20 protein-coding genes and 1 other annotated feature are annotated in these 20,302 nt (G+C 40.5%); of the genes, 12 read left to right on the forward strand and 8 right to left on the reverse strand.

The features are described from left to right. A partial coding sequence (locus HMPREF0240_RS23835; RefSeq protein WP_148486315.1) for a helix-turn-helix domain-containing protein occupies positions 1-206 on the reverse strand: 206 nt, incomplete at its 3' end. Between the two features lie 155 nt (positions 207-361). Then, positions 362-581 (forward strand) — a binding site (T-box leader). Positions 582-755: 174 nt separating this feature from the next. Between HMPREF0240_RS23835 and leuS the strand changes: the two genes are divergently transcribed. The 4 genes from leuS (at position 756) to HMPREF0240_RS07950 (ending at position 5,379) form a co-directional block, all read left to right on the forward strand. Further along, positions 756-3,185, forward strand: a complete 2,430-nt coding sequence (gene leuS / locus HMPREF0240_RS07935; protein ID WP_009002927.1) for a leucine--tRNA ligase — start codon at positions 756-758, stop codon at positions 3,183-3,185. A gap of 329 nt (positions 3,186-3,514) precedes the next feature. After that, positions 3,515-3,784 (forward strand): hypothetical protein, encoded by a 270-nt coding sequence (locus HMPREF0240_RS07940; RefSeq protein WP_009002928.1) that lies wholly within the window; start codon positions 3,515-3,517, stop codon positions 3,782-3,784. A 116-nt stretch (positions 3,785-3,900) separates the two neighbouring features. Then, a complete protein-coding gene (locus HMPREF0240_RS07945) occupies positions 3,901-4,272 on the forward strand; it encodes an ACT domain-containing protein (protein ID WP_009002929.1) in 372 nt (123 codons plus the stop codon). A gap of 18 nt (positions 4,273-4,290) precedes the next feature. Then, positions 4,291-5,379, forward strand: a complete 1,089-nt coding sequence (locus HMPREF0240_RS07950) for a cobalamin biosynthesis protein (RefSeq protein ID WP_009002930.1) — start codon at positions 4,291-4,293, stop codon at positions 5,377-5,379. 93 nt (positions 5,380-5,472) lie between these two features. Here the strand turns inward: HMPREF0240_RS07950 and HMPREF0240_RS07955 are convergent, their stop codons facing one another. From HMPREF0240_RS07955 to HMPREF0240_RS07970, 4 genes are all read right to left on the reverse strand, one after another. Further along, on the reverse strand, positions 5,473-5,964 hold the full coding sequence (locus HMPREF0240_RS07955) for a uroporphyrinogen decarboxylase family protein (RefSeq protein WP_083806142.1): 492 nt from the start codon (positions 5,962-5,964) through the stop codon (positions 5,473-5,475). Between the two features lie 167 nt (positions 5,965-6,131). Next, positions 6,132-7,325: a site-specific integrase gene (locus HMPREF0240_RS07960; protein WP_005336078.1), complete on the reverse strand. Its 1,194-nt coding sequence runs from the start codon at positions 7,323-7,325 to the stop codon at positions 6,132-6,134. Between the two features lie 78 nt (positions 7,326-7,403). Then, positions 7,404-7,610 carry an excisionase gene (locus tag HMPREF0240_RS07965; RefSeq protein WP_005336079.1) on the reverse strand — a complete coding sequence of 69 codons (207 nt, stop codon included), beginning with the start codon at positions 7,608-7,610 and terminating at the stop codon, positions 7,404-7,406. Continuing rightward, the gene (locus HMPREF0240_RS07970; protein ID WP_005336080.1) at positions 7,603-8,745 is read right to left on the reverse strand and encodes an XRE family transcriptional regulator; all 1,143 of its coding nucleotides are present in this window, start codon (positions 8,743-8,745) and stop codon (positions 7,603-7,605) included. Before HMPREF0240_RS07970 ends, HMPREF0240_RS07965 begins: the two co-directional genes overlap by 8 nt. A gap of 511 nt (positions 8,746-9,256) precedes the next feature. Between HMPREF0240_RS07970 and HMPREF0240_RS07975 the strand changes: the two genes are divergently transcribed. The 7 genes from HMPREF0240_RS07975 (at position 9,257) to HMPREF0240_RS08000 (ending at position 15,780) form a co-directional block, all read left to right on the forward strand. After that, complete coding sequence (locus HMPREF0240_RS07975; protein ID WP_008788621.1) at positions 9,257-9,892, forward strand: helix-turn-helix transcriptional regulator; 636 nt, start codon at positions 9,257-9,259, stop codon at positions 9,890-9,892. A gap of 353 nt (positions 9,893-10,245) precedes the next feature. After that, positions 10,246-11,193, forward strand: coding sequence for an AraC family transcriptional regulator (locus HMPREF0240_RS07980; protein ID WP_008788620.1), 948 nt, complete (start codon positions 10,246-10,248; stop codon positions 11,191-11,193). A 132-nt stretch (positions 11,194-11,325) separates the two neighbouring features. Beyond that, positions 11,326-13,140: an ABC transporter ATP-binding protein gene (locus HMPREF0240_RS07985; protein WP_005335600.1), complete on the forward strand. Its 1,815-nt coding sequence runs from the start codon at positions 11,326-11,328 to the stop codon at positions 13,138-13,140. A gap of 5 nt (positions 13,141-13,145) precedes the next feature. Next, positions 13,146-14,879, forward strand: coding sequence for an ABC transporter ATP-binding protein (locus HMPREF0240_RS07990; RefSeq protein WP_005335599.1), 1,734 nt, complete (start codon positions 13,146-13,148; stop codon positions 14,877-14,879). Between the two features lie 38 nt (positions 14,880-14,917). Then, positions 14,918-15,229: a metal-dependent transcriptional regulator gene (locus tag HMPREF0240_RS07995; RefSeq protein WP_008788619.1), complete on the forward strand. Its 312-nt coding sequence runs from the start codon at positions 14,918-14,920 to the stop codon at positions 15,227-15,229. A gap of 94 nt (positions 15,230-15,323) precedes the next feature. Continuing rightward, positions 15,324-15,536, forward strand: coding sequence for a sigma factor-like helix-turn-helix DNA-binding protein (locus tag HMPREF0240_RS23845; protein WP_237713679.1), 213 nt, complete (start codon positions 15,324-15,326; stop codon positions 15,534-15,536). Positions 15,537-15,540: 4 nt separating this feature from the next. After that, positions 15,541-15,780 carry a helix-turn-helix domain-containing protein gene (locus tag HMPREF0240_RS08000; RefSeq protein WP_008788617.1) on the forward strand — a complete coding sequence of 80 codons (240 nt, stop codon included), beginning with the start codon at positions 15,541-15,543 and terminating at the stop codon, positions 15,778-15,780. Positions 15,781-15,927: 147 nt separating this feature from the next. Here HMPREF0240_RS08000 and HMPREF0240_RS08005 read toward each other — a convergent pair whose 3' ends face one another. The 3 genes from HMPREF0240_RS08005 to HMPREF0240_RS08015 all read right to left on the reverse strand — a co-directional run bounded on the left by HMPREF0240_RS08005 (position 15,928) and on the right by HMPREF0240_RS08015 (position 20,002). Further along, complete coding sequence (locus HMPREF0240_RS08005) at positions 15,928-16,485, reverse strand: uroporphyrinogen decarboxylase family protein (protein ID WP_009002934.1); 558 nt, start codon at positions 16,483-16,485, stop codon at positions 15,928-15,930. A gap of 154 nt (positions 16,486-16,639) precedes the next feature. After that, a complete protein-coding gene (locus tag HMPREF0240_RS08010; protein ID WP_009002935.1) occupies positions 16,640-17,887 on the reverse strand; it encodes a PocR ligand-binding domain-containing protein in 1,248 nt (415 codons plus the stop codon). Positions 17,888-18,001: 114 nt separating this feature from the next. Beyond that, positions 18,002-20,002 carry a hydantoinase/oxoprolinase family protein gene (locus tag HMPREF0240_RS08015; protein WP_009002936.1) on the reverse strand — a complete coding sequence of 667 codons (2,001 nt, stop codon included), beginning with the start codon at positions 20,000-20,002 and terminating at the stop codon, positions 18,002-18,004. A 136-nt stretch (positions 20,003-20,138) separates the two neighbouring features. Here HMPREF0240_RS08015 and HMPREF0240_RS25190 point away from each other — a divergent pair, with 136 nt between their 5' ends. Continuing rightward, positions 20,139-20,279 (forward strand): DUF2992 family protein, encoded by a 141-nt coding sequence (locus tag HMPREF0240_RS25190; RefSeq protein ID WP_278245585.1) that lies wholly within the window; start codon positions 20,139-20,141, stop codon positions 20,277-20,279. Positions 20,280-20,302: the final 23 nt, after the last annotated feature.

Genomic DNA, 20,302 nt, shown 5'->3' on the forward strand with positions numbered 1-20,302 from the left:
TGGAGTTTGATCTCCTTTCCGATCGTAGATTTATCCTTACCAAGAGTCTGTGCGATAGCGGTCTTTGTAGAACCGTTGGTAATACCGGTAAGAATGATACGTCGTTCCTGCAGCGTCAAATGGGAAAAAGCATTTTTAGGATTCATATGTATACCAGCCTTTCCGGCGGCCGTCTCATATGATAAGTGTAAGACTAAATGCAACATTTGTGGAGATGGAAGTAGGAGAAAGACTAAAATCCACTTTGCCCCCTTCAAAGTGGAAATAAACTTTTCACTTCACCAATATTAAATATAAGTCAAATCAGGTAGAAAACTACTTGACTTATTTTAACATTCTTCCTATAATAAGTAAGAATATTGCAGAAACTTAGATGAGGAGTATTAAGAGCCTATCGTTTTCAGAGATCTGCCGGATGGTGTGAGGCAGAAGCGTAAACTCCCAACTCGCCTTGGAGTTCTTTTATTGAAACCGGAGTAGATAAAAGCGGGACTTCCCGTTACAGAAGAAATGAGTGCATCCGGAAACCGCCGGATGAATGAGAGTGGTACCACGGAAGTCAAAGCCTTTTCGTCTCTTAATGAGATGGAAAGGCTTTTTAGAGTTGGTTTGGAAGAACCCTGGGAAAAAGTGATTATAGTAAGGTGACAATCATGCTGCTAAGTTCAAAAGAATCTTACTAAGCCAGCAGGTTGTACTTTACTCACTAGGTTCGAAAGGACCTCACCAAGTGATTAAAGTAGGAGGATTTTGTTATGTCTAAGATTGTGTACAATCACAAAGCAATTGAGAAGAAGTGGAGGGAGAAGTGGGCCGAGAATCCGGTGAATCCGAAGGTAGACGATAATGGGAATAAGAAACAGAAGTATTACTGTCTTGATATGTTCCCGTACCCGTCAGGAAACGGCCTTCATGTAGGACACTGGAGAGGATATGTTATCTCCGATGTATGGAGCCGTTATAAACTGCTGCAGGGGCACTATATTGTGCATCCGATGGGCTGGGATGCTTTTGGGCTTCCGGCTGAAAACTATGCGATCAAGATGGGTGTGCACCCGGCGAAATCCACGGCAGAAAATGTAGCGAACATCAAGCGACAGATTGATGAGATCGCTGCCCTTTATGACTGGGATATGGAAGTGAATACCACAGATCCGGACTTTTATAAATGGACACAGTGGATTTTCGTAAAGATGTTCAAAGAAGGGCTCGCATATGAGAAGGAATTTCCGATCAACTGGTGTCCGTCCTGCAAGACAGGTCTGGCGAATGAGGAAGTTGTAAATGGAAAATGCGAGCGCTGCGGTACAGAGGTAACGAAGAAGAATCTGCGCCAGTGGATGCTGAAGATTACCGCGTATGCAGAACGTCTCCTGAGTGATCTGGATAAACTGGACTGGCCGGAGAAGGTTAAGAAGATGCAGTCCGACTGGATCGGCAAATCCTACGGCGCGGAAGTTGATTTCCCGGTTGACGGAAGAGATGAGAAGATTACGGTCTATACAACAAGACCGGATACCTTATATGGAGCCACCTTCATGGTACTGGCCCCGGAGCATGAGCTTGCGGCTGCACTTGCCACACCGGAGACAAAAGAGGCAGTTGAAAAGTATATTTATGACGCATCTATGAAGTCCAATGTAGACCGTCTTCAGGATAAGGAAAAGACAGGTGTATTCACAGGCAGCTATGCTATTAATCCGCTGAATGGTGAGAAGACGCCAATCTGGCTTTCAGATTATGTACTTGCAGACTACGGAACAGGTGCAATCATGTGTGTACCTGCCCATGATGACCGTGACTTTGAATTTGCCAGGAAATTTGATATTCCGATCGTGCAGGTTATTGCAAAAGACGGAATAGAGATCGAAAATATGACAGAGGCCTATACAGAGGCAGCTGGCACAATGATCAATTCCGGGGAGTGGAATGGCATGGAGTCTGCTGTGCTCAAAAAAGAGGCGCCGCATATTATAGAAAAAAGAGGAATCGGCCACGCTACCGTGAACTACAAACTGCGCGACTGGGTATTCTCACGTCAGCGCTATTGGGGAGAGCCAATTCCGATCATTCACTGTCCGGACTGCGGAGCTGTTCCGGTACCGGAAGAGGAACTGCCGCTTCGCCTGCCGGATGTAGAATCCTATGAGCCGACAGGAACCGGAGAGTCACCTCTTGCGGGAATTGAAGAATGGGTAAACTGCAAGTGTCCGGTATGTGGAAAGCCTGCAAAGCGCGAGACGAACACCATGCCGCAGTGGGCGGGATCTTCCTGGTATTTCCTGCGCTACGTGGACAACCATAATCAGGAGGAACTGGTATCCAGAGAAAAGGCGGACGAGATGCTTCCGGTAGATATGTATATCGGTGGTGTTGAGCATGCAGTATTGCATTTGCTGTATTCCCGCTTTTATACAAAGTTCCTGTGCGATATCGGAGTGGTAGATTTCGATGAGCCATTTCAGAAACTGTTTAACCAGGGAATGATAACAGGGAAGAATGGAATCAAGATGAGTAAGTCCAAAGGAAATGTGGTCTCACCGGATGATCTGGTAAGCGATTACGGATGTGATTCCCTTAGGATGTATGAGCTCTTTGTAGGGCCTCCGGAACTGGATGCAGAGTGGGATGACCGCGGAATCGACGGAGTCAACCGATTCCTGAAACGCCTCTGGAATCTGCTCATGGACAGCTGTGAGAAGGACGTCAAAGCCACGAAAGAAATGATCAAACAGCGAAACCGGCTGGTTTATGATATTACGAACAGGCTGGAAACATTCAGCCTGAATACAGTTATCTCCGGCTTTATGGAGTATAATAACAAGTTTATCGATATCGCCAAGAAAGAAGGCGGTATTGACAAAGAGACACTGGAGGCGGTTGCAGTACTTCTTGCACCGTTTGCACCACATTTTGCAGAAGAGATGTGGGAACAGCTGGGCCATACAGAAACCGTATTTAAAGCAGAATGGCCGACATATGATGAGTTACAGATGAAGGATGATGAGATCGAAGTCGCAGTCCAGATCAACGGTAAGACAAGGGCTGTTGTGACAATCGCAGCAGATACTGACAAAGATACAGCGATTGCAGCAGGTAAAGAGGCAGTTGCAGATAAGCTGACAGGAACCATTGTGAAAGAGATCTATGTACCTGGAAGAATTATAAATATTGTCCAGAAATAATCGTTAAACGAAAATGGTGCGGGTAATGTAAATATTACCTGTGCCATTTAATTTTCTGATAAATGTATATTTACAGTATGTCAAAGACAGCGGCAAGGATACAGAGAAGCGCGATAAACAGCGCAATTAGAAGACGGCAGTGTATTTTTTACTGCGTTTCTCTGCCTTACATGTACCGGAGGAATCGGAGGTGCTGCATGGCGCTGCCTTAAATTATAAGAAAAATATATTATAAGATAATTCAGTGAAAAGGAGTGACGAAGTTTTACTTAGATGTTACAATATCCAATGTGAGATAAAAATTTGAATTATGAGAGGAGTAGGATGAAATGGATATAAAAATCATCTTTTTTGCGGCAGGCCTTATTATATTTGCCCTTGGCCTGTTTCGTTTCATTAAAGAGTACAAGAATAAAAAATCAGTGAGACTTTTTGGTATGATAGCATATGGTGGATTTGCGGTTATGATGATCAGCGGCATTATGCTGGCGGGAAGTATATTAAGCGGGATCAGTACGGTTGTAAAATTTGTAGTGCTGCTGGCAACTTTTTCTATAGCCGGACGGCTGCTTCTGGAACCTGGATTTAAAGGAAAATAGGATACCCAAAGGGCACCCCGTAACTCATGCCCATACGGGCGGATCTGCAGCAAAGCTGCAGATTAAGGTATCATTAATTAATGAAGGCATAAGGCTGAGACAGGGGGATGTATGATATGATGATAGAGGCGCTGAAACAGGAGTTTTCTGTGTGCAAAGTGACAGATCTTTCGGAAGTGAACATGAAGGATGACTTTTATTTTATAGGAAGAACAGATGAGGAGAATTCCTTAGTGTGCAGTTCACAGTATGTTCCGGCGAATGCCGCAGCCTGTGACAATGGCTGGCGTGCTTTCCGCATCCAGGGAACTCTGGATTTTTCGCTGACCGGGATTCTTTCTAAGATCTCTGGCCTGCTGGCGGAGAATGAGATCGGAATATTTGCAGTTTCCACATATAACACAGACTATATACTGACAAAGAACGGAAATTTTCAAAAGGCGCTTGCAGTTCTTGAGAACAGCGGGTATGAGATCAGGTTTTTGTAACTTTCCGATGAGGGTGACATGGAGAAGAAAATAAGAAGTGAAGAGAATTCTCTCGCCATATTCAGCTTTACAGAAGAAGGGGGCAGGCTGAACAGAGAACTGAACAGGAAGCTGACACAGGCAGGTTATAAGTGCGAGAGTTATACAACAAAACGGTTTGCTGCCAGGTTTACAATGAATCCGATGGATAAGGACTTGAAACAGTGGATAGGAGAGCGCTGGGGGCGCTGTTCATTTCTGTTTATTGGCGCGGCGGGAATTGCTATTCGATATATTGCCCCATGGGTGGCAGATAAGTACATGGACTCAGCGGTGCTTTCTATGGATGAAAAGGGCAGATTTGTGATTCCGCTTCTTTCCGGACATGTAGGCGGAGCTGTAAAGATTGCCATGCTGATCGCAGAACAGACGGGGGCAGTGCCGGTTGTAACAACGGCTACAGATGTGCAGAATAAGTTTGCCGTGGATGTCTTCGCAAAAGAGAACCATCTTTATATCAGCAGCCGCAGACTGGCGAAAGAAATATCGGCCGCAGTGCTGCAGGGAAAAAAGGTGGGCTTTTACAGTGCTTATCCGGTGGAAGGGCAGATACCGGAGGAACTGCAAGTCTGCAGTAACCTGGAAGAACTGAACAGGCTGCCTTTGGGAATCGCGGTAACGGACTTTATAGAAGAACAGAGAGGCAGTACAGAGATCCTGTATCTTCCGCCGGAGAATCTTGTGGTAGGGGCAGGGTGCAGAAGAGGAACCCCCAAGGCTGAGATGGAGAGAAAACTGGCAGGGCTTTTGGAAAAACTGGGAGTGTCCAGCCTGCAGATCAAAGCGCTTGCAAGCATAGATCTGAAAAAGGATGAGTCCGGCCTGCTGGAACTGGCAGAAGAGTGCAATGTTCCGTTTATTACATATTCTGCTGAAGAACTGAAGGAAGTTGAAGCCGTCAGCTCACATTCTGAGTTTGTAGAAAAAATTACAGGAGTGGATAATGTCTGTGAGAGGGCAGCCAGAAAATATGCTCCAGCAGGCGAGATGATACAGTCCAAGATCAAGCTGGATGGAATAACCTATGCTGTGATAAAAGAAAATACAAAAATAAGATTTAAGTTTTGAAAGAAAAGTAAAATCTAATAAAAAGGAAGAAAGCGTTTGTGAGATAGCTCCGCTTTCTTCCTTTTTTATTAATTCTGCACTATTTAATATCTGTTATTTTGCGTAGAATTCATCAACAGCCTCAAAGAATGCATGGATATTCTCCCATTTTGAGAGCGGCGGAATATCGCATCCTGAGGAAATTACAAAGTTTGGATACTTGCAGCACGCGTCCATAACAGCTTTCGTCTCCTCTTTGATGGATTCGACTGTCCCGTTTCTGAACTGTGATGCAGGATCTACATTACCGGCAGCAACGATATGTGCAGGAATATGCGTCATCATTTCTGCCATGCTGATTGCATTACCAAAGTGAAGCAGAGGGCATCCTGTAGCAATGATGGAGTCAATCTGCTGAATTGTACAGTTTCCGCAGTTGTGGTAAACAATGATGAATTCATCATCCTGGACCGCATCCACAATCTGTTTTACATAATCTGCTGAAAACTCTTCTGCAAGTGCAGGAGAGAGCAGTCCTGCAAGCGGTTCTGCGAGAACGATTCCGTTACCGCCTACCCGTTTGTATTCTTTGCAGTAATTAATAATAAATTATATATGTCTTTTTGACTATCTTTTTATATCTCCTTAAATGTCCGCAAAGCCTTATTTTATAGGCTCTACGGGCATTTTGCTTTTGTGGTAAACCTCACATATCTGGGTCTATCTTCTTATATTTTCGCTATCAAGCGTGGTTAAAATCGTGGTAAATACTTCTATGCGATTAGACGCTGAACCTCTGATTTTGCGGTATCTATGGACGCATGAGCGTACCAGTTCATTGTGATACTAATGTTTGAATGTCCCATGATATACTGTAAATCTTTTGGGTTCATGTTCTTGCTTGCCAGTCTTGTGCAGAATGTATGGCGTAGCGTATGCGGTGTGATATGTGGCAAGGGATTGTCCTTGTGGTGCTTGTTATATTTCTTTACCATACGGACAAATAAGGCGTTGTAATCAATCGCAACTTTGGGCTTGCCTTTATGATTGACAAATAAGAAATTGCTCTGTCCGTCTATCACAAATGGTTCTGCCTTTGGGCGTTTCTTCATAACCCGTTGAAATGCCTGTATTGTTTCTCTACTTAATGGCACTTGTCTTATTCCGCTTTTCGTCTTAGGCGTTTCAATATAATAGCCCTGTTCCTTGCTCTTTAGTAACTGGTGGTCGATAATTACAACTTCATTCTTGAAATCAATATCAGCTACTGTCAGTCCGCACAGTTCCGAGATACGAAGTCCAGTCTTTAACAGTATCAGCACATCATCATAATGCTTGTGATACACATTGTCTGTCTTGATAAATGAGAGTAAGGCTTGTTCCTGTTCCTCTGTCAATGCGACTTTCTCTTTGGTATCATTTTCTAGGACTTCACTTAACTTAAAATCAAAAGGGTTCTTCCTTACACAATCGTCTTGTATGGCGATATAGAATGACGCTTTTAACGAGCGTTTATGGTTGTTAATGGTGTTATAGGAAAAGCCCTTGTCTTTCATGCGTAACGCCCATTCTTTAGCGTCAGAGGGCTTGATTGTATCAATGCTCCTAGCACCTAATTTGTCCTCTTTCAATAACCGCATGAGTTGTTCCCGTTGTTTTTGTGTGCTTTTCTTCACATTTGCCCTCTGTAAGTTCTGTTTGGCATAGAGTTGGCAAAGCGTCATTTTCTTGCCTGTGCTGTCGATACCGTCCTCAATATCCCGTCTTATCTGCTGTTCCAGTTCACGAAGTGAGGGTTTTTCCCGTTTTTCCTTTGGTGTCGGGTCTGTGGGTGTCAATCTCCAAGCATACACATATTTTGTGTTTCCAAATGCGTCTACATATTTATATAAGTATTTCCCGTCTGTTCGTTGGCTCTCTCCAGTATGCAGGATACGTCCTTTACTATCCCGTCTTTTTTCTTTCATGGTGTCTGCTCCTTTCCTTGTTGGAAAGAGCCTTGATATGACTTGTGTTCATCATAACACATACAAGGCTCATTTGCATTAGATTGCGTCCAATTTGTCAATAACCTGTTCAAACTGTCGGCGTTTAATCTGTATGCGGTTGCCATTCATAATGAGCCAGCCAGCGCCCTTGTTTTCCTCTGCCAAGCGTCTTAACTTGTTTTCTCCGATACGGAAATACTTTGACGCTTCTTCAATGGTAAGGGTATATTTTTCCCATACGGGAATATCCTGTGCATTACTCATAAAACACCCCCTCACTTTCGATTACATCTGCTATATCCGTACACATCTGTTCTACAAGCATTTCCTGTTTTTCGGAAAGGTGGGTACATTCATCAATCATTTTCATGTAGTTTGAGCCTGTCAGCCTGTCGATTTCCTCTATCATCACGATTGACGGCATGACCTGTCTTTCCAGCCATTGCAGAGTGCGTTCCATATTGACAGGTACGGGGTTCATTTCAAAAGGTAAACTGTCATGGGAAATGAATATCTCCCACAGCGGATAATCGGGAAATTGCACAAAATCAGTAATAAGGTAAAACACCAACCCATGAGGGTTATATGTCAATAACAATTCCTCAACTGCCTGTACTGCCTTTTTATCACGCAGACGAATTTCAAAACGGTTGATAATATCCGTATGTTTCTTTTTGGTTGCCTGCTCCTTTTGTTTTTCATACAAGCAGAAATATTTTGTGCTTGCCTTTGAGCCGATATAAAGGGTACTTGCTAAATTACGTTTTTTTTCGCTTAGTTTTCCACCTTGTACATTTTCATAGTTTTTACAGCGACAATCCGCACCGCCATTTTTGTATTTTTCAGACAAAACGGGAATATCCAGCAGACCGCACATATCATTGATTGCCAAGTCAAAACGTCGGATAACACCGCCACAGTCAAGACAGCGGTTTAAAAATGAATACCAATCCCTGTTCTGTGCCTGTAAGACATATTCCATGTTGCGTGAGCCTGCCCCTTTTAATTCTAAAAATACACCCATGTGTTCATCATCAGAAGCCATGACCTTGATTTCCCCGTAGGCATAATGCTCCTTATAGCCATAATACCCATAGTCATAATGGATAAAATAGTCCGCTTTCATGCCAAGCACCTTTCGGATAACTTCTAATGCGTCAGTCGTTGGAAAACGGACAGACAGATAATCAACGAGCAGATAAAAAGGCTTATCACAGACATAGTAATTCAGACAACGCAGGATAATGTTCTGTGTTTCTTTACTTGCGTTGGCTTTTCCGTTCTCAAAGCGGTTGATACTATATCTTGATACATGGGTAAGACTTGCAAGTTCTCCTTGTGAAAGACCGCTTGCAAGACGTTTGTTCTTCATTTCAAGTGCAAATTCTAAATTGTTCATTGTATTCCTCCAATCCCACAACAGCCTTGAAATACCTGTAAACCACTATTCAAAAGAATGTGAAATTACTATCTTCTTAAAACTTCTCATTACTACTCACAGGTTTGGGGTTGTATGGTTTTTGACTTGTCTTTTGTGAAATAGTGCCCCCCTGTTAGATAACGGGGGCACAGACAAGGCTCGCAGGCTCGCCAGCCGACAAAGCATTTCTTCCCCTTGACACAAGGTGTCATGGCGGTAAGCCTGAGAGGCTTCCGCCACCGTGTCAGAAATACTTTGTCAGCAAGTTCTGTTTTGCCTTTTCTAACAAGTTCCATTTCAACCGATATTCATATCTACGGATTTAATCAGATAGGTATTTCTTTTTGAATGTTTTTATATTTCATTCTATTGTGCTTATTCGATTACAAGAACATAGTAATTCTTATATGCTTATTTGTCAATATCTTTTTTTGCCTTTACAAATCATATTAAGCATGATAGACTTATAATAGCGAAGATATAACGAGATATGGAGGGTTATGCAATGAAAATAAGCCATTTAGGAAATAATATACAGACCATAAGAAAATTTAGGGGAATGAAACAACAGGAACTTGCGGACAAAATCGGTATCAATATGCAGAGCCTTTCCAAGATTGAAAGAGGGTTGAACTATCCTGCCTATGAAACGCTGGAAAAGATAATGGAAGTGCTGGACGTTACGCCCAATGAATTGTTGTCGGGAGAATGGAAGTATGTCAATCAATCTGAAAAGGAAGTCTGTCAGTTTTTAAGAGCCGAAGAACGTCTAAATGCAGAACTGAAACATGGACACTATGATAACTTCTTTGACAGCGAGGAAGAATGGCTGGAATATGAGTTAGAAAAGTTACGGGAATATATTACAGACTATATCAACGGGAAAAGCATTGAAGCGTCCGACCTTTACCCAATCAAAGAATTTATCCAGCATTTGAAGTTTCAAAAATTATTAGACCGCTATGATGATTTATACAGTATGGATATGTTTGGGGAAAGCATAGAGGGACATAAGTATAAGACACCTTATCAAGTCGTGAAAATGATAAACCCGAACTCAAAAGAAGATATGGAACTGTTACGAGAAGTATTAAGGAATAACAATTTTGATGATGAGGACGAGTAACTTTTTTCCTCTTGCGAGAAGATACAGCAAACAAAAAGCCCGATCAAGAGTGCAAAGCACCACCAATGGTGGCAAAGCTCTTGACAGGGCTTTTTCTTTTCTGTTGTGGGCAATCAAGAGGAAGAAAGGGATAAAATCTGATTTGTGGTAAATCAGGCAAAGGCAACGCAGGTATCACAGTATGAATTGACACCGCATAAGGAACGCAACTGGAAGATTGTAAAATAACATGAAGAAAAGCGTGCATTTTCACATAAATCGGATTTGCACGCTTATGTTTTTATTGTTTTGGGATAAAAAATACAGTATGATAATAGTTAGATGTTGCTAATCGACATATGGAGGTACATAATGTGAGTTCTACATTTAATAAAGACTGGTACAGTGATAAGGCAAAAATTATCAAGCAAGATGAAAATTTTATGATTATAGATTATGGGTGTCAAGGGAAAGGAATTGTTACAAGTTACACGCTTTTTGATGGTATTCAACTCTCTTTTTTGGACTTTGATACAGACATAAGTATGCCTTCTCAAAAATTCAATCCTAATATTATTTCAATTACACATTGTCGCTCTGGACGCTATGAATGTGAGTATGCCAATCATACAGTTTCGTATTTACCAGAGGGATATTTTAGTGTGACTGGAACACAACATTTACCAGTTTCTTTCTCGTTTCCATTAAAAAAATATTATGGACTTAGCCTTGTGATTGATAAACAATCCTTATCAGAAGAAATCAAAAAAATGATGGAAACTATTCCGCTTAACCTTGATAAAATTGGTTCAACATTAGGGATTGAGAATAATGGATATTTAAGTTCCACTCCACCTAAATTACATCATTTATTTTCTGAATTATATGAAGCACTTAACATAGAACAATTAGGATATTTCAAAATTAAAGCAATTGAATTACTTTACCATATAGACCAGCTAACTAAAAATCATGGCTGTGATTTCAAATATTATGATAAACGTCAGATTCAAGCTACTAAAGAAATTCAAACATATATGATAACTCATTTAGATGAACGAGTATCGTTAGAACAACTCGCCTTTCGGAATCAAATTAACTTATCACTGTTTCATAAAATTTTTTTACAGATATATGGTGACACACCATATTCATATTTAAAGAAATATAAGATGAATATTGCAGCACATTGGCTTTTAAATGAAAATATGAAAATTGGAGATATAGCGGTAAGTCTTGGATATAATAATGCTAGTAAATTTGCAATAGCATTTCAATCTGTTTATGGTATTTTACCGAAAGATTACAGAAAACAAAAATAACACTTTTGGGCTATTTTTACCCAAATATACTAGAGATGGAGTAGAAGAAAAATAGTATTTCCTTTAGAATACGTGGTGTGGTTAGATTAAGCTAACCCACCACGTATTTTATATTTAAGGAGGATTCGTACTATGGCAAACAAAAAGCCAAAACAAAACAAACCCAAAACGGGTTTAGCACGATGTTTAGAATTAGCTTCCAATAAGAAAGGATTAGTATTTTTATCGGCTATACTTTCCTCGTTAGCGGCTATAGCGTCGTTTGTTCCGTATATTGCGGTATATTTTATTATTAGTTCCATTTTAAAAGTCTATCCTAATTTAGAATTGCTGGATATGAGCAAGGTTATGAATTATGGCTGGATAGCTTTAGCTGGTATTATTGCTAATATACTATTATATTTTTTAGCAATTTTCAGTTCTCATATGGCAGCATTTGGAACACTTTATGAATTAAAACTTCACTTCGCAGAACATATTACCAAAATTCCTTTAGGTTATCACTTAACCATAGGTAGTGGTCGTTTAAGAAAAATAATGGATGAAAACATTGAGAGCATTGAGGGTTTCATTGCACATCAATTTCCAGATTTTGTTGCTTCTGTAACTGCGCCTATTGTTATGGTTATTATTCTACTGGCTATTGATTGGCGATTTGGTATTGCTTCATTAGTTGGAATTGTGCTTGCTTTTGTCGTACAATTCAGTGGATTTGGTAGCGGAGCAATGAAAGAAAACATGGGAAAATATCAGATTGCATTGGAAGATATGAACAATGCTTCTGTAGAATATGTTCGTGGTATGCCTGTTGTGAAAGCATTTAATCAAACAGCTTCTTCATTTGCTCGTTTAGAACATGCTATTAAAGAATACACAGAATGGGTTCTAAAGTTCTCTCTAGGTTGGCAAAATTATATGCCAGCGTTTACTACCATCATTAACAATATATATTTGGTTATCGTTCCTGTAGGTATTTTGTTAGGAGCTAATGCACAAGATTATAAGAGCTTTACTATGACATTTATATTTTACTTGCTTTTTGTTCCGGCAATCGCTGGTATTTTAAACAAAATAATGTATATCTCTGAATCATTTATGCAAATTGACGGAAATGTAGCAAGAATGGACGAAATTTTCAATATACCTGTTCTACCACAAACTACCAGTCCTAAAAAAACTCAAAAAGATGATGTTGTGTTTGATAATGTTAGCTTTACATATACAGGAAAAAAAGAAGAAATGGCTATTGAAAATGTATCTTTTAAAGCCAATCAAGGACAAATAACAGCTATTGTTGGCTTATCTGGTGGTGGAAAAAGTACAATTGCAAATTTAATTTCACGCTTTTGGGACGTTACAGAGGGAAGTGTAAAAATCGGCGGTGTTGATATAAGAGATATTTCAGAAAAAGACTTAATGAATCATGTTAGCTTTGTATTTCAAGATATTTTCTTATTCAAGCAGAGTATTTTAGATAATATTCGCATGGGAAATCCAAACGCTACAGAAGAACAAGTCATTGAAGCCGCGAAAGCTGCACAATGCCATGAATTTATTTCAAAACTTCCTAATGGCTACAAAACTGTATTTGGAACAAAGGGTATTCATCTTTCTGGCGGTGAGCGTCAACGTATCGCTATTGCTAGAGCTATTATCAAAGATTCCCCTATTATTGTTCTTGATGAAGCAACTGCATTTAGCGACCCAGAAAATGAGTATTTAATTCAAAAAGCATTCGAGAAACTTATGCAGAATAAAACAGTTATTATTATTGCTCACCGTTTATCTACGATTCGTAATGCTGACAAAATTATTGTTATGGAAAAAGGTCATCTAGTTGAAGAAGGTAAACATAATGAATTAGTTGCTGCTGGTGGACGTTATTCGCAAATGTGGAACCATTACACAGAAGCGGTTGATTGGAAAATCAGCGGAAAGGCGGTGTAATAAAGATGAAAAAACTAAAAGAGTTTCTTTTTCTATCAGATAAAGGTTATAAAGATTTAAAAAAAGCTATTGTTGCTTGTACGATAACAAATCTAGCCTTAATGCTACCGTTTTGTGTTACAGTAATGTTATTTAATGAATTACTGAACCCGTATGTAGGAAAGCAAATTGCATGGAATCATATATGGTTGCTTTGGGGAATTGGAGTTGTTTCTGCTGTTTTGGTGTTTTTAGCAGCAAGAAATGATTATAGAAAGACATACATTGCGTCTTATCAAGAATCAAATAAAACAAGACTTAATATTGCAGAGCATTTAAGAAAATTACCAATGAGTTTCTTCAATACAAAGGATTTGTCAGAATTGACAACTAACATGATGTCTGATTGTAGCAGCATGGAATCAATGTTAAGTAGTACAATTCCACCTCTCATTGCAAATGGTATTACTGTTACTCTTACTTGTATTTTACTTGCTTTCTTTGATTGGCGTTTAGCGTTATGTATGTATATTACGCTGCCAGTTGCATTTTTGATAATTTGGTTAAGTAAGAACTATCAGAAAAAATTATTTGAACGACAAGTACAAGCAAAGCTAGACGCTTCTAGTCAAGTACAAGAATACCTTGAGGGAATGAAAATTATTAAATCATGTAATTTAAGTGGTTCTCACTTTTCTGCTCTTAACAAAGCATTATTATCTATGAAAAAGATTGCTGTGAAAGTAGAAATGATTTGTGGCGTATTTATGTCGAGTGCAAGCATGATTTTGCAAGCCGGAATTGGTATTGTCATTTTTGTTGGAACAATGTTGTTAGTTAAAGGTGAAATAGAACTGCTCCCATTACTAATGTTCTTTTTGATGGTTACTCGTATATATGGACCAATTCTTGCGATTCTTTCACAATTAACTACATTACTAAATCTTAATGTTGTTACAGAAAGAATGCGTACTCTTTTAAGTACATCTGTAATGCAAGGAAATGATAAAGAAATTGAAAATTGTGATATAGAGTTGGAACATGTTACATTCAGATATAATACAAAAGATGTCATTAAAGATGTGACTTGTAAAATTCCACAAGGAAGTATCACCGCATTGGTAGGTTCATCTGGAAGCGGGAAAAGTACAATTTCAAAATTGATTGCAAGATTTTGGGATATACAGAAAGGTACAATTCGTGTTGGTGGTAAAGATATACGAACAATGGAGCCAGAAAGTCTTATGCGAAAAATGGCTTTTGTATTTCAAGACGTAACATTATTTAATGATACTGTTTTTAACAATATCAGTATTGGAAACCCTAACGCCACAGAGGAAGAAGTTATGGCGGCTGCTAAAGCTGCATACTGTGATGAATTTGTGCGTAATATGCCAGACGGTTATCAAACTGTTTTAGGTGAAAATGGTAGTACATTATCTGGTGGTGAAAGACAAAGAATATCTATTGCACGTGCTTTATTAAAAAATGCTTCAATTATTTTTTTAGATGAAGCAACTGCTTCTCTTGACCCGGAGAACGAAGTTTTAGTGCAAAAGGCTATAGCTCAATTGGTTGAAAACAAAACAGTAATTATGATTGCTCACCGTTTAAGAACAGTTGTAGACGCAGACCAAATATTAGTATTAGATGATGGCAAATTAGTTGAATATGGCACACATAATGAATTGATGAAGAAAAAAGGTGTATATCAAAAATTGTATCATATTCAGCAAGAAAGTCTTGGGTGGACAATTTAAAAACTGATTGAATCAAATATTTAAGAGGTGATAATAATGTGACATTGGGAAAGTCATTAGAAGATTATTTAGAAACAATACTTATACTTAAAATCAAAAAAGGCATGGTTCGCTCTATTGATGTGGCTGATTATATGGGATTTTCAAAGCCTCGTGTAAGTCATGCAGTAAAGCAACTTAAAACACAAGGATTCCTACTAATGGATAATAATGGTCAATTGCTTTTAACAGACAGTAGGCAGGCTATGGCTGAGAAAATTTATGAGCGACATTGCTTTTTTACAAAATATCTTACAGAAATGGGTGTAGACCCAAAACTAGCAGAATCAGACGCTTGCAAGACATTCTAAACGTGAAGTATTGTTTTGTGAAATAGCCGAAACGAAACAAGTTGAACGTGGAACGATTGATACCTGTTTTTATGATTGTGTATCATTTAAAGTCTTGCACTTTACAATTTATGTATCTGATGAAACACTTGGTACAGTTTTACATAGACTGTCAGAAAAACAGCGTAGTGCGATTTTATTACGTTATTTTCAAGGAATGAACGACAGAGAAATTTCAGAACTGTACCATGTATCACGTTCTGCTATTTGCAGTAGAAGAACTAGAGGACTAAGGAAGTTAAAAATGCTTTTGAGCGAAAGGAAGTAAAGAAATGAGTAAAGATTATGGCTATCCCTCTTTTGAATTGATTTGCAAAGCGTCAAGCGGAGATGAAATGGCAGTTAAAGAGATTTTGAAGTTTTATGACGGTTATATTTCTAAATTATGCTTGCGTCCTTTTTACCACTCTGAAAGTGGTAAAATCATTATGCAGGTTGATGAAGAACTAAAAGGAGAAATTCATACAGACATGATGAAAGCAATATTGAAATTTGAAATCGGAGTGAAGTAATCAACTGTATAAAAAAATCGGGAGATACACAGTTTCGTGCTATCTCCCTTAGTAGTTTTACGGTCATATCAAGGCTCATTCAATCGTGGTAAATTCGTGGTAAGATGAGTGTTTTTCTATACTTCAAAATGCTTGAATGTATAGTGTTTATGCGGATAATTGAAAATTAGATATAAAATTTCTTAAAAATTTTGTGACTTTCTCCAGAACGATATGTACCATATCCGGTTCTTCATAACAGTAAATCATGGCTTCAGATACATCCATCAGTCTTCCTGCAAGGGAGAATGGTCCAATGGCGCCTGCTAGCACAGGTCTGTCAGTAATCAGCTTTGCGGCTTTCTCAATGGCTTCAATATAGATACCCGTACGCCCGCTTCCAACTTCCGGGACCTCCAGAGCCTCCGCTTCTTCCTCGGAGTTGACTACACTTCCTATTACTGTGGGAACTTCTTCATCTGAGACACGGATCGTTGAACCAAAGCATTCTGCCTCAACCGACAGGTCCATCAGACTTACAGAAGCAGCAGCATCTGTGTTTTCTGCAACCAGCTGCATGCCCCGTGCCTGCAGAACACTGCTGGAAATCAGATCCTTTACAGTAACGTCCATTAACTGAATAGCCGGGAAAGACAATACCGGCATAGCCTTTTTCACCGGGGCATTGATTGTATCTGTGATCCATTGTTTCATATTCATCTTCATAAATTGTTACCTCCTGATAATCATCTTTTTTGGTTGCTTTTGATGATTGAAGTATAAATGATTATCCGGAAATTTTTTAAGAAAAATATTTTGTTTTTAGTTTTTTTTAAAGAAATGTAATGATGTTTTTTATCAAATAAGCAAAAAAATAATGTTACCGGTACTGCTTTGGAGTCAGACCTGTATACTTTTTAAACACCTTTGAAAAGTAGCTCTGATCCTCAAACCCTACGGCCACGGCAATATCAATAATTGAGAAATCCGTGTTGGAGAGCAGACGTTTGCTTTCCTCTATGCGCACCATATTCAGATACTCTTTGAAGGAAGAACCTGTGGACTGCTTGAACATGGTAGAGAAATAAGAGGGGTGAAGGTGAACATGGGATGCAACATCCTCCAGAGTGATAGGTTCATTAAAATGTTCCGAGATATACAGCATGGATTTTTTTACAAGCTCACTGTTTTTAGAAGGTATGTAGTTAAACATACTTTCGGTAAATGCCTCTACAATCTCCTGCAGTTTAAAACAAAGCGTATCCATGGATGTAACCTGCTGCAGGTTCTTGAGAAAATGATTATTCAATTTTAAGATATTATCGGTGGGCGCGCCGCTCTCGATGGCTGCCCGGGAAAGCAGGGAACAGAGCTCAATTGCCCTTGTCTTTACCACCTCTATACTGTTGCCTTCTGAGAACAGTACATAGCCGAGAAGATCATTCAGGATGGCGTTGGCCTCCTGGGCGTTGCCTACCTTCACCTTGCCGATCAGATCCTTCTCCTTCTCATAGGGGTAGGAAGAGGTACTGATATTCTCCGCTTTGTACCGCTGTATGGATTCGTTAATCCGGGACTGCTGGAGGAGTTTCTGGTTATTCTGTTTGAGTTCTTCTTTGCTGTCATCGATCAGGTTAGCAAACAGATAAAATAAAAGGTGGCTGATGTGATTGACCATGGATGGAGAGACAACGGGGATATTGCCTGTTTCATCATATAATTCCAGGGCCTCATCCGTTGGGATATTGTACTTTTTCGCAATATCCGAGATCAGGATCGAGTCCGGGGAATCCATTAAAAACGGCCCTACTAAAATAGAGCCGAGGAACGTCCTTTTGCTGATCAGAGGAAACACTATATGGTTCAGCTCTGCGTGGCAGGAAAATATGTAAGGCTCTCCAAGCGTAATTGCCTTTTTACTGGCCGATATATGCATTTTTTCACAGCTGTCATTGGGTGGAAGATAATCCTGGAAACAGCGGCAGAAGCTGGCCATCTGTCCGCTGACAGCAAGAAACTCCCCATGTTCGTCTATGACCTGGATAGGAAGCCTCATACAGGCGTAAAATGTGTCTACCATGGAGTGCAGTGTATCTTCCGAAACGATGGAATATAGTAAGGGTGCCATAAGTTAGCCTCCGTTTCTGTAATTTTTAATACCATAAGTGTAACACACTTTTGGGGGAATAGGGTCAGAAATCGCAAGAAAATTGTAAGAAAAGGGAAAAATAACAGGAAAAGCCTAAATGGCTTTTCCTGTTGCAGTTGTACGTACCAGTTCATAGAGCAGGAGCGGGCTGGCACAGATGGAAGCTTCTTTGCGTTCAATGCGGCGTGAGGTTGTCAGAGGACCTATTGCTCCCTGGGTTCTGGCAATATCCATGGCAAGAGATTTGGTGGTCTCTTTGGCATACTTAAGCGCATCTTCGTATTCCTCAAAGAAGATCGATTCGGAAGGCGTTATGACGTGGAAACCATTCATTTCTTCCTCTTCGTAGCTGGGTTTCACCTCAGCAACAGCAGTGGCGGAAATATTGCCAACAATTGCGCCAATCGCATTGGCTACCGAGGCGTGAGGTGGGATCACTGCGGTAGTTCCAAGCAGACAGGCAACAGAAGAAAGGAAAATGTGTGTGGGCGCCCCAACGCCGACCAATATAGCCTTTGTAGAAAAACGGGTTGAAAAGAAAGCTTCTTCACCAGATTTAGCCTGTTCGTAACTGATGTGGATCAGTGTCTCTATCTGCGAGTCGGACAGTGTATTTTTCAATGCCTGGAATTCTGTATCCATCAGAATACGGACCAGATTGCAATAAAGCTTTTCTTCCACCATATCATAAACTTTCCGACAAAGTTCTTCCAGGGATGTATGAGCATAGTGTGCGACAAATTCGGCGCCCGCCAGGGAGGCTGCCTTGTCAAATCCTGTAAAATCACCCTGTATGTGCATAATATCGGTGGGGGTGAGGCCGGATCTTAAAATGACACCGTCCGCTTCCAGCCGGGCAGTTTTTAAACCGTACATATCTTTCCCTATGGCTTTTGCTGCATTGGTATACATCAGGGGGCCGTTTTTCAGCGCTTCACACAGCGCATGTTCATCCTCTGTGTACTGTGCGTTCCCGGAGATGTCTTTCATAAGAACAAAGAACTCATAGAGCGGGAAAGTGTGGCCTTCCGGGTATGCCACGAGCCCTTCCAGCTGGCTGGCGATGCCGGGATAGTTGGCGGCCAGCATGCACAGCGGCATGATCCGGTAGTTCTCAAGGAACAGCCCCCCGTCATAATTATAATGTACGGCGGTGTCGCCGCCCAGGGCAAAGGTATCTACATAAAGTCCTTTTACAAATGTCTTCCAGTCTCCGATCTGGATGCCATCTTTGGCGGTCAAAGGCTCTCCGTCTCTGATAATGGCGATATCAGTGGTGGTACCGCCCATATCTACGATGACAGCATTCTCTTCGGAAACGAGATGCTGAACACCCGTTATACTTGCAGCAGGACCGCAGAGAAGCGTTTCTACAGGATGTCTGCAGGTATATTCATCGGACATCAGGTTGCCGTCGCTGCGCATGATCACAACGGGAAGAGAAAGCCCATGGCTTTTAAAGACAGCTTTTACTGCAGTCATAAATTCGTGGATAACAGGTATAAGCCGCGCATTGAGCAATGCTCCCGCGCCTCTTCGTAAAATATTTCGATCCGGAAACAGATCATGTCCCAGTATAACAGGAATATTCAGGACTGACTTTACAATTTCTGCAGCCTTCTTTTCATAACTGCCAAGATGCTCCTTCGCAAAGAGCTGTACAATGCTGATACAGTCGCTGTCTCCGGCAAATTCGGGAAGCGCTTTGGCAAACGCTGTCCAGTCCGGCTGTACACTCTTTGCTGGTTTTGGGGTAAGTTCACATTCAAGCAGATATACATCTTCCAGTGATTCGATTCCATAATCCCGATAGGAGGACTCCAGTGTCTGGCGTGACAGCCCGATGAGAACCAGTTTCCCTTTCCCTCCTCTGTTTTCTACACATGCATTGGTTGCGAGTGTAGTTGACAATGATAGTGCACCGCAGGAGGAGAGCGCATCTGCCGGGAGTTTTTCCAGTACATTGCGGATACCCACTTTCAGATCCTCTTTTGTTGTCAGAGACTTTGCTGACGCCAGTATCTGATTTGTTTCCAGGTTATATACAACGGCATCTGTATAAGTTCCTCCGGTATCAATTCCAATTCCTACCATAATAATCCCTCTTTTCCATATTATCTATATATAAGTATAACAGCAGAAAGCCTTAAAACAAGGTAGTTTTTTAGTGAGAAAAGGTAAAAAATATATGAGTTAAAAGGGTCCTTGTTATGGAAATGCAGCGGATGATGTGATAAAATCAAATTGCAGAGATAATAACACAACGTACGGTCTGTGGACTGTACAGAGCCGGTTGGAAAAAGAGGCCGAAAAAGAGCGTCAGTTCGAACTGAAGCAGCAGAAACGAAAAGAAAAGCACAGGGGCAGGTAAAGTCTGTCCTTCTTTCCGGCGCG

The organism is Clostridium sp. D5 (assembly GCF_000190355.1).
GTDB classification, from domain to species: domain Bacteria; phylum Bacillota; class Clostridia; order Lachnospirales; family Lachnospiraceae; genus Faecalicatena; species Faecalicatena fissicatena_A.

What these genes read in the sequence shown, in the direction of transcription:
- leuS (WP_009002927.1), top strand. Translation starts at nt 756, where the DNA reads ATGTCTAAGATTGTGTACAATCACAAAGCAATTGAGAAGAAGTGGAGG.
- HMPREF0240_RS07940 (WP_009002928.1), top strand. Translation starts at nt 3,515, where the DNA reads ATGGATATAAAAATCATCTTTTTTGCGGCAGGCCTTATTATATTTGCC.
- HMPREF0240_RS07945 (WP_009002929.1), top strand. Translation starts at nt 3,901, where the DNA reads ATGATGATAGAGGCGCTGAAACAGGAGTTTTCTGTGTGCAAAGTGACA.
- HMPREF0240_RS07950 (WP_009002930.1), top strand. Translation starts at nt 4,291, where the DNA reads ATGGAGAAGAAAATAAGAAGTGAAGAGAATTCTCTCGCCATATTCAGC.
- HMPREF0240_RS07960 (WP_005336078.1), bottom strand. Translation starts at nt 7,325, where the DNA reads ATGAAAGAAAAAAGACGGGATAGTAAAGGACGTATCCTGCATACTGGA.
- HMPREF0240_RS07965 (WP_005336079.1), bottom strand. Translation starts at nt 7,610, where the DNA reads ATGAGTAATGCACAGGATATTCCCGTATGGGAAAAATATACCCTTACC.
- HMPREF0240_RS07970 (WP_005336080.1), bottom strand. Translation starts at nt 8,745, where the DNA reads ATGAACAATTTAGAATTTGCACTTGAAATGAAGAACAAACGTCTTGCA.
- HMPREF0240_RS07975 (WP_008788621.1), top strand. Translation starts at nt 9,257, where the DNA reads ATGGAGGGTTATGCAATGAAAATAAGCCATTTAGGAAATAATATACAG.
- HMPREF0240_RS07985 (WP_005335600.1), top strand. Translation starts at nt 11,326, where the DNA reads ATGGCAAACAAAAAGCCAAAACAAAACAAACCCAAAACGGGTTTAGCA.
- HMPREF0240_RS07990 (WP_005335599.1), top strand. Translation starts at nt 13,146, where the DNA reads ATGAAAAAACTAAAAGAGTTTCTTTTTCTATCAGATAAAGGTTATAAA.
- HMPREF0240_RS08000 (WP_008788617.1), top strand. Translation starts at nt 15,541, where the DNA reads ATGAGTAAAGATTATGGCTATCCCTCTTTTGAATTGATTTGCAAAGCG.
- HMPREF0240_RS08005 (WP_009002934.1), bottom strand. Translation starts at nt 16,485, where the DNA reads ATGAAGATGAATATGAAACAATGGATCACAGATACAATCAATGCCCCG.
- HMPREF0240_RS08010 (WP_009002935.1), bottom strand. Translation starts at nt 17,887, where the DNA reads ATGGCACCCTTACTATATTCCATCGTTTCGGAAGATACACTGCACTCC.
- HMPREF0240_RS08015 (WP_009002936.1), bottom strand. Translation starts at nt 20,002, where the DNA reads ATGGTAGGAATTGGAATTGATACCGGAGGAACTTATACAGATGCCGTT.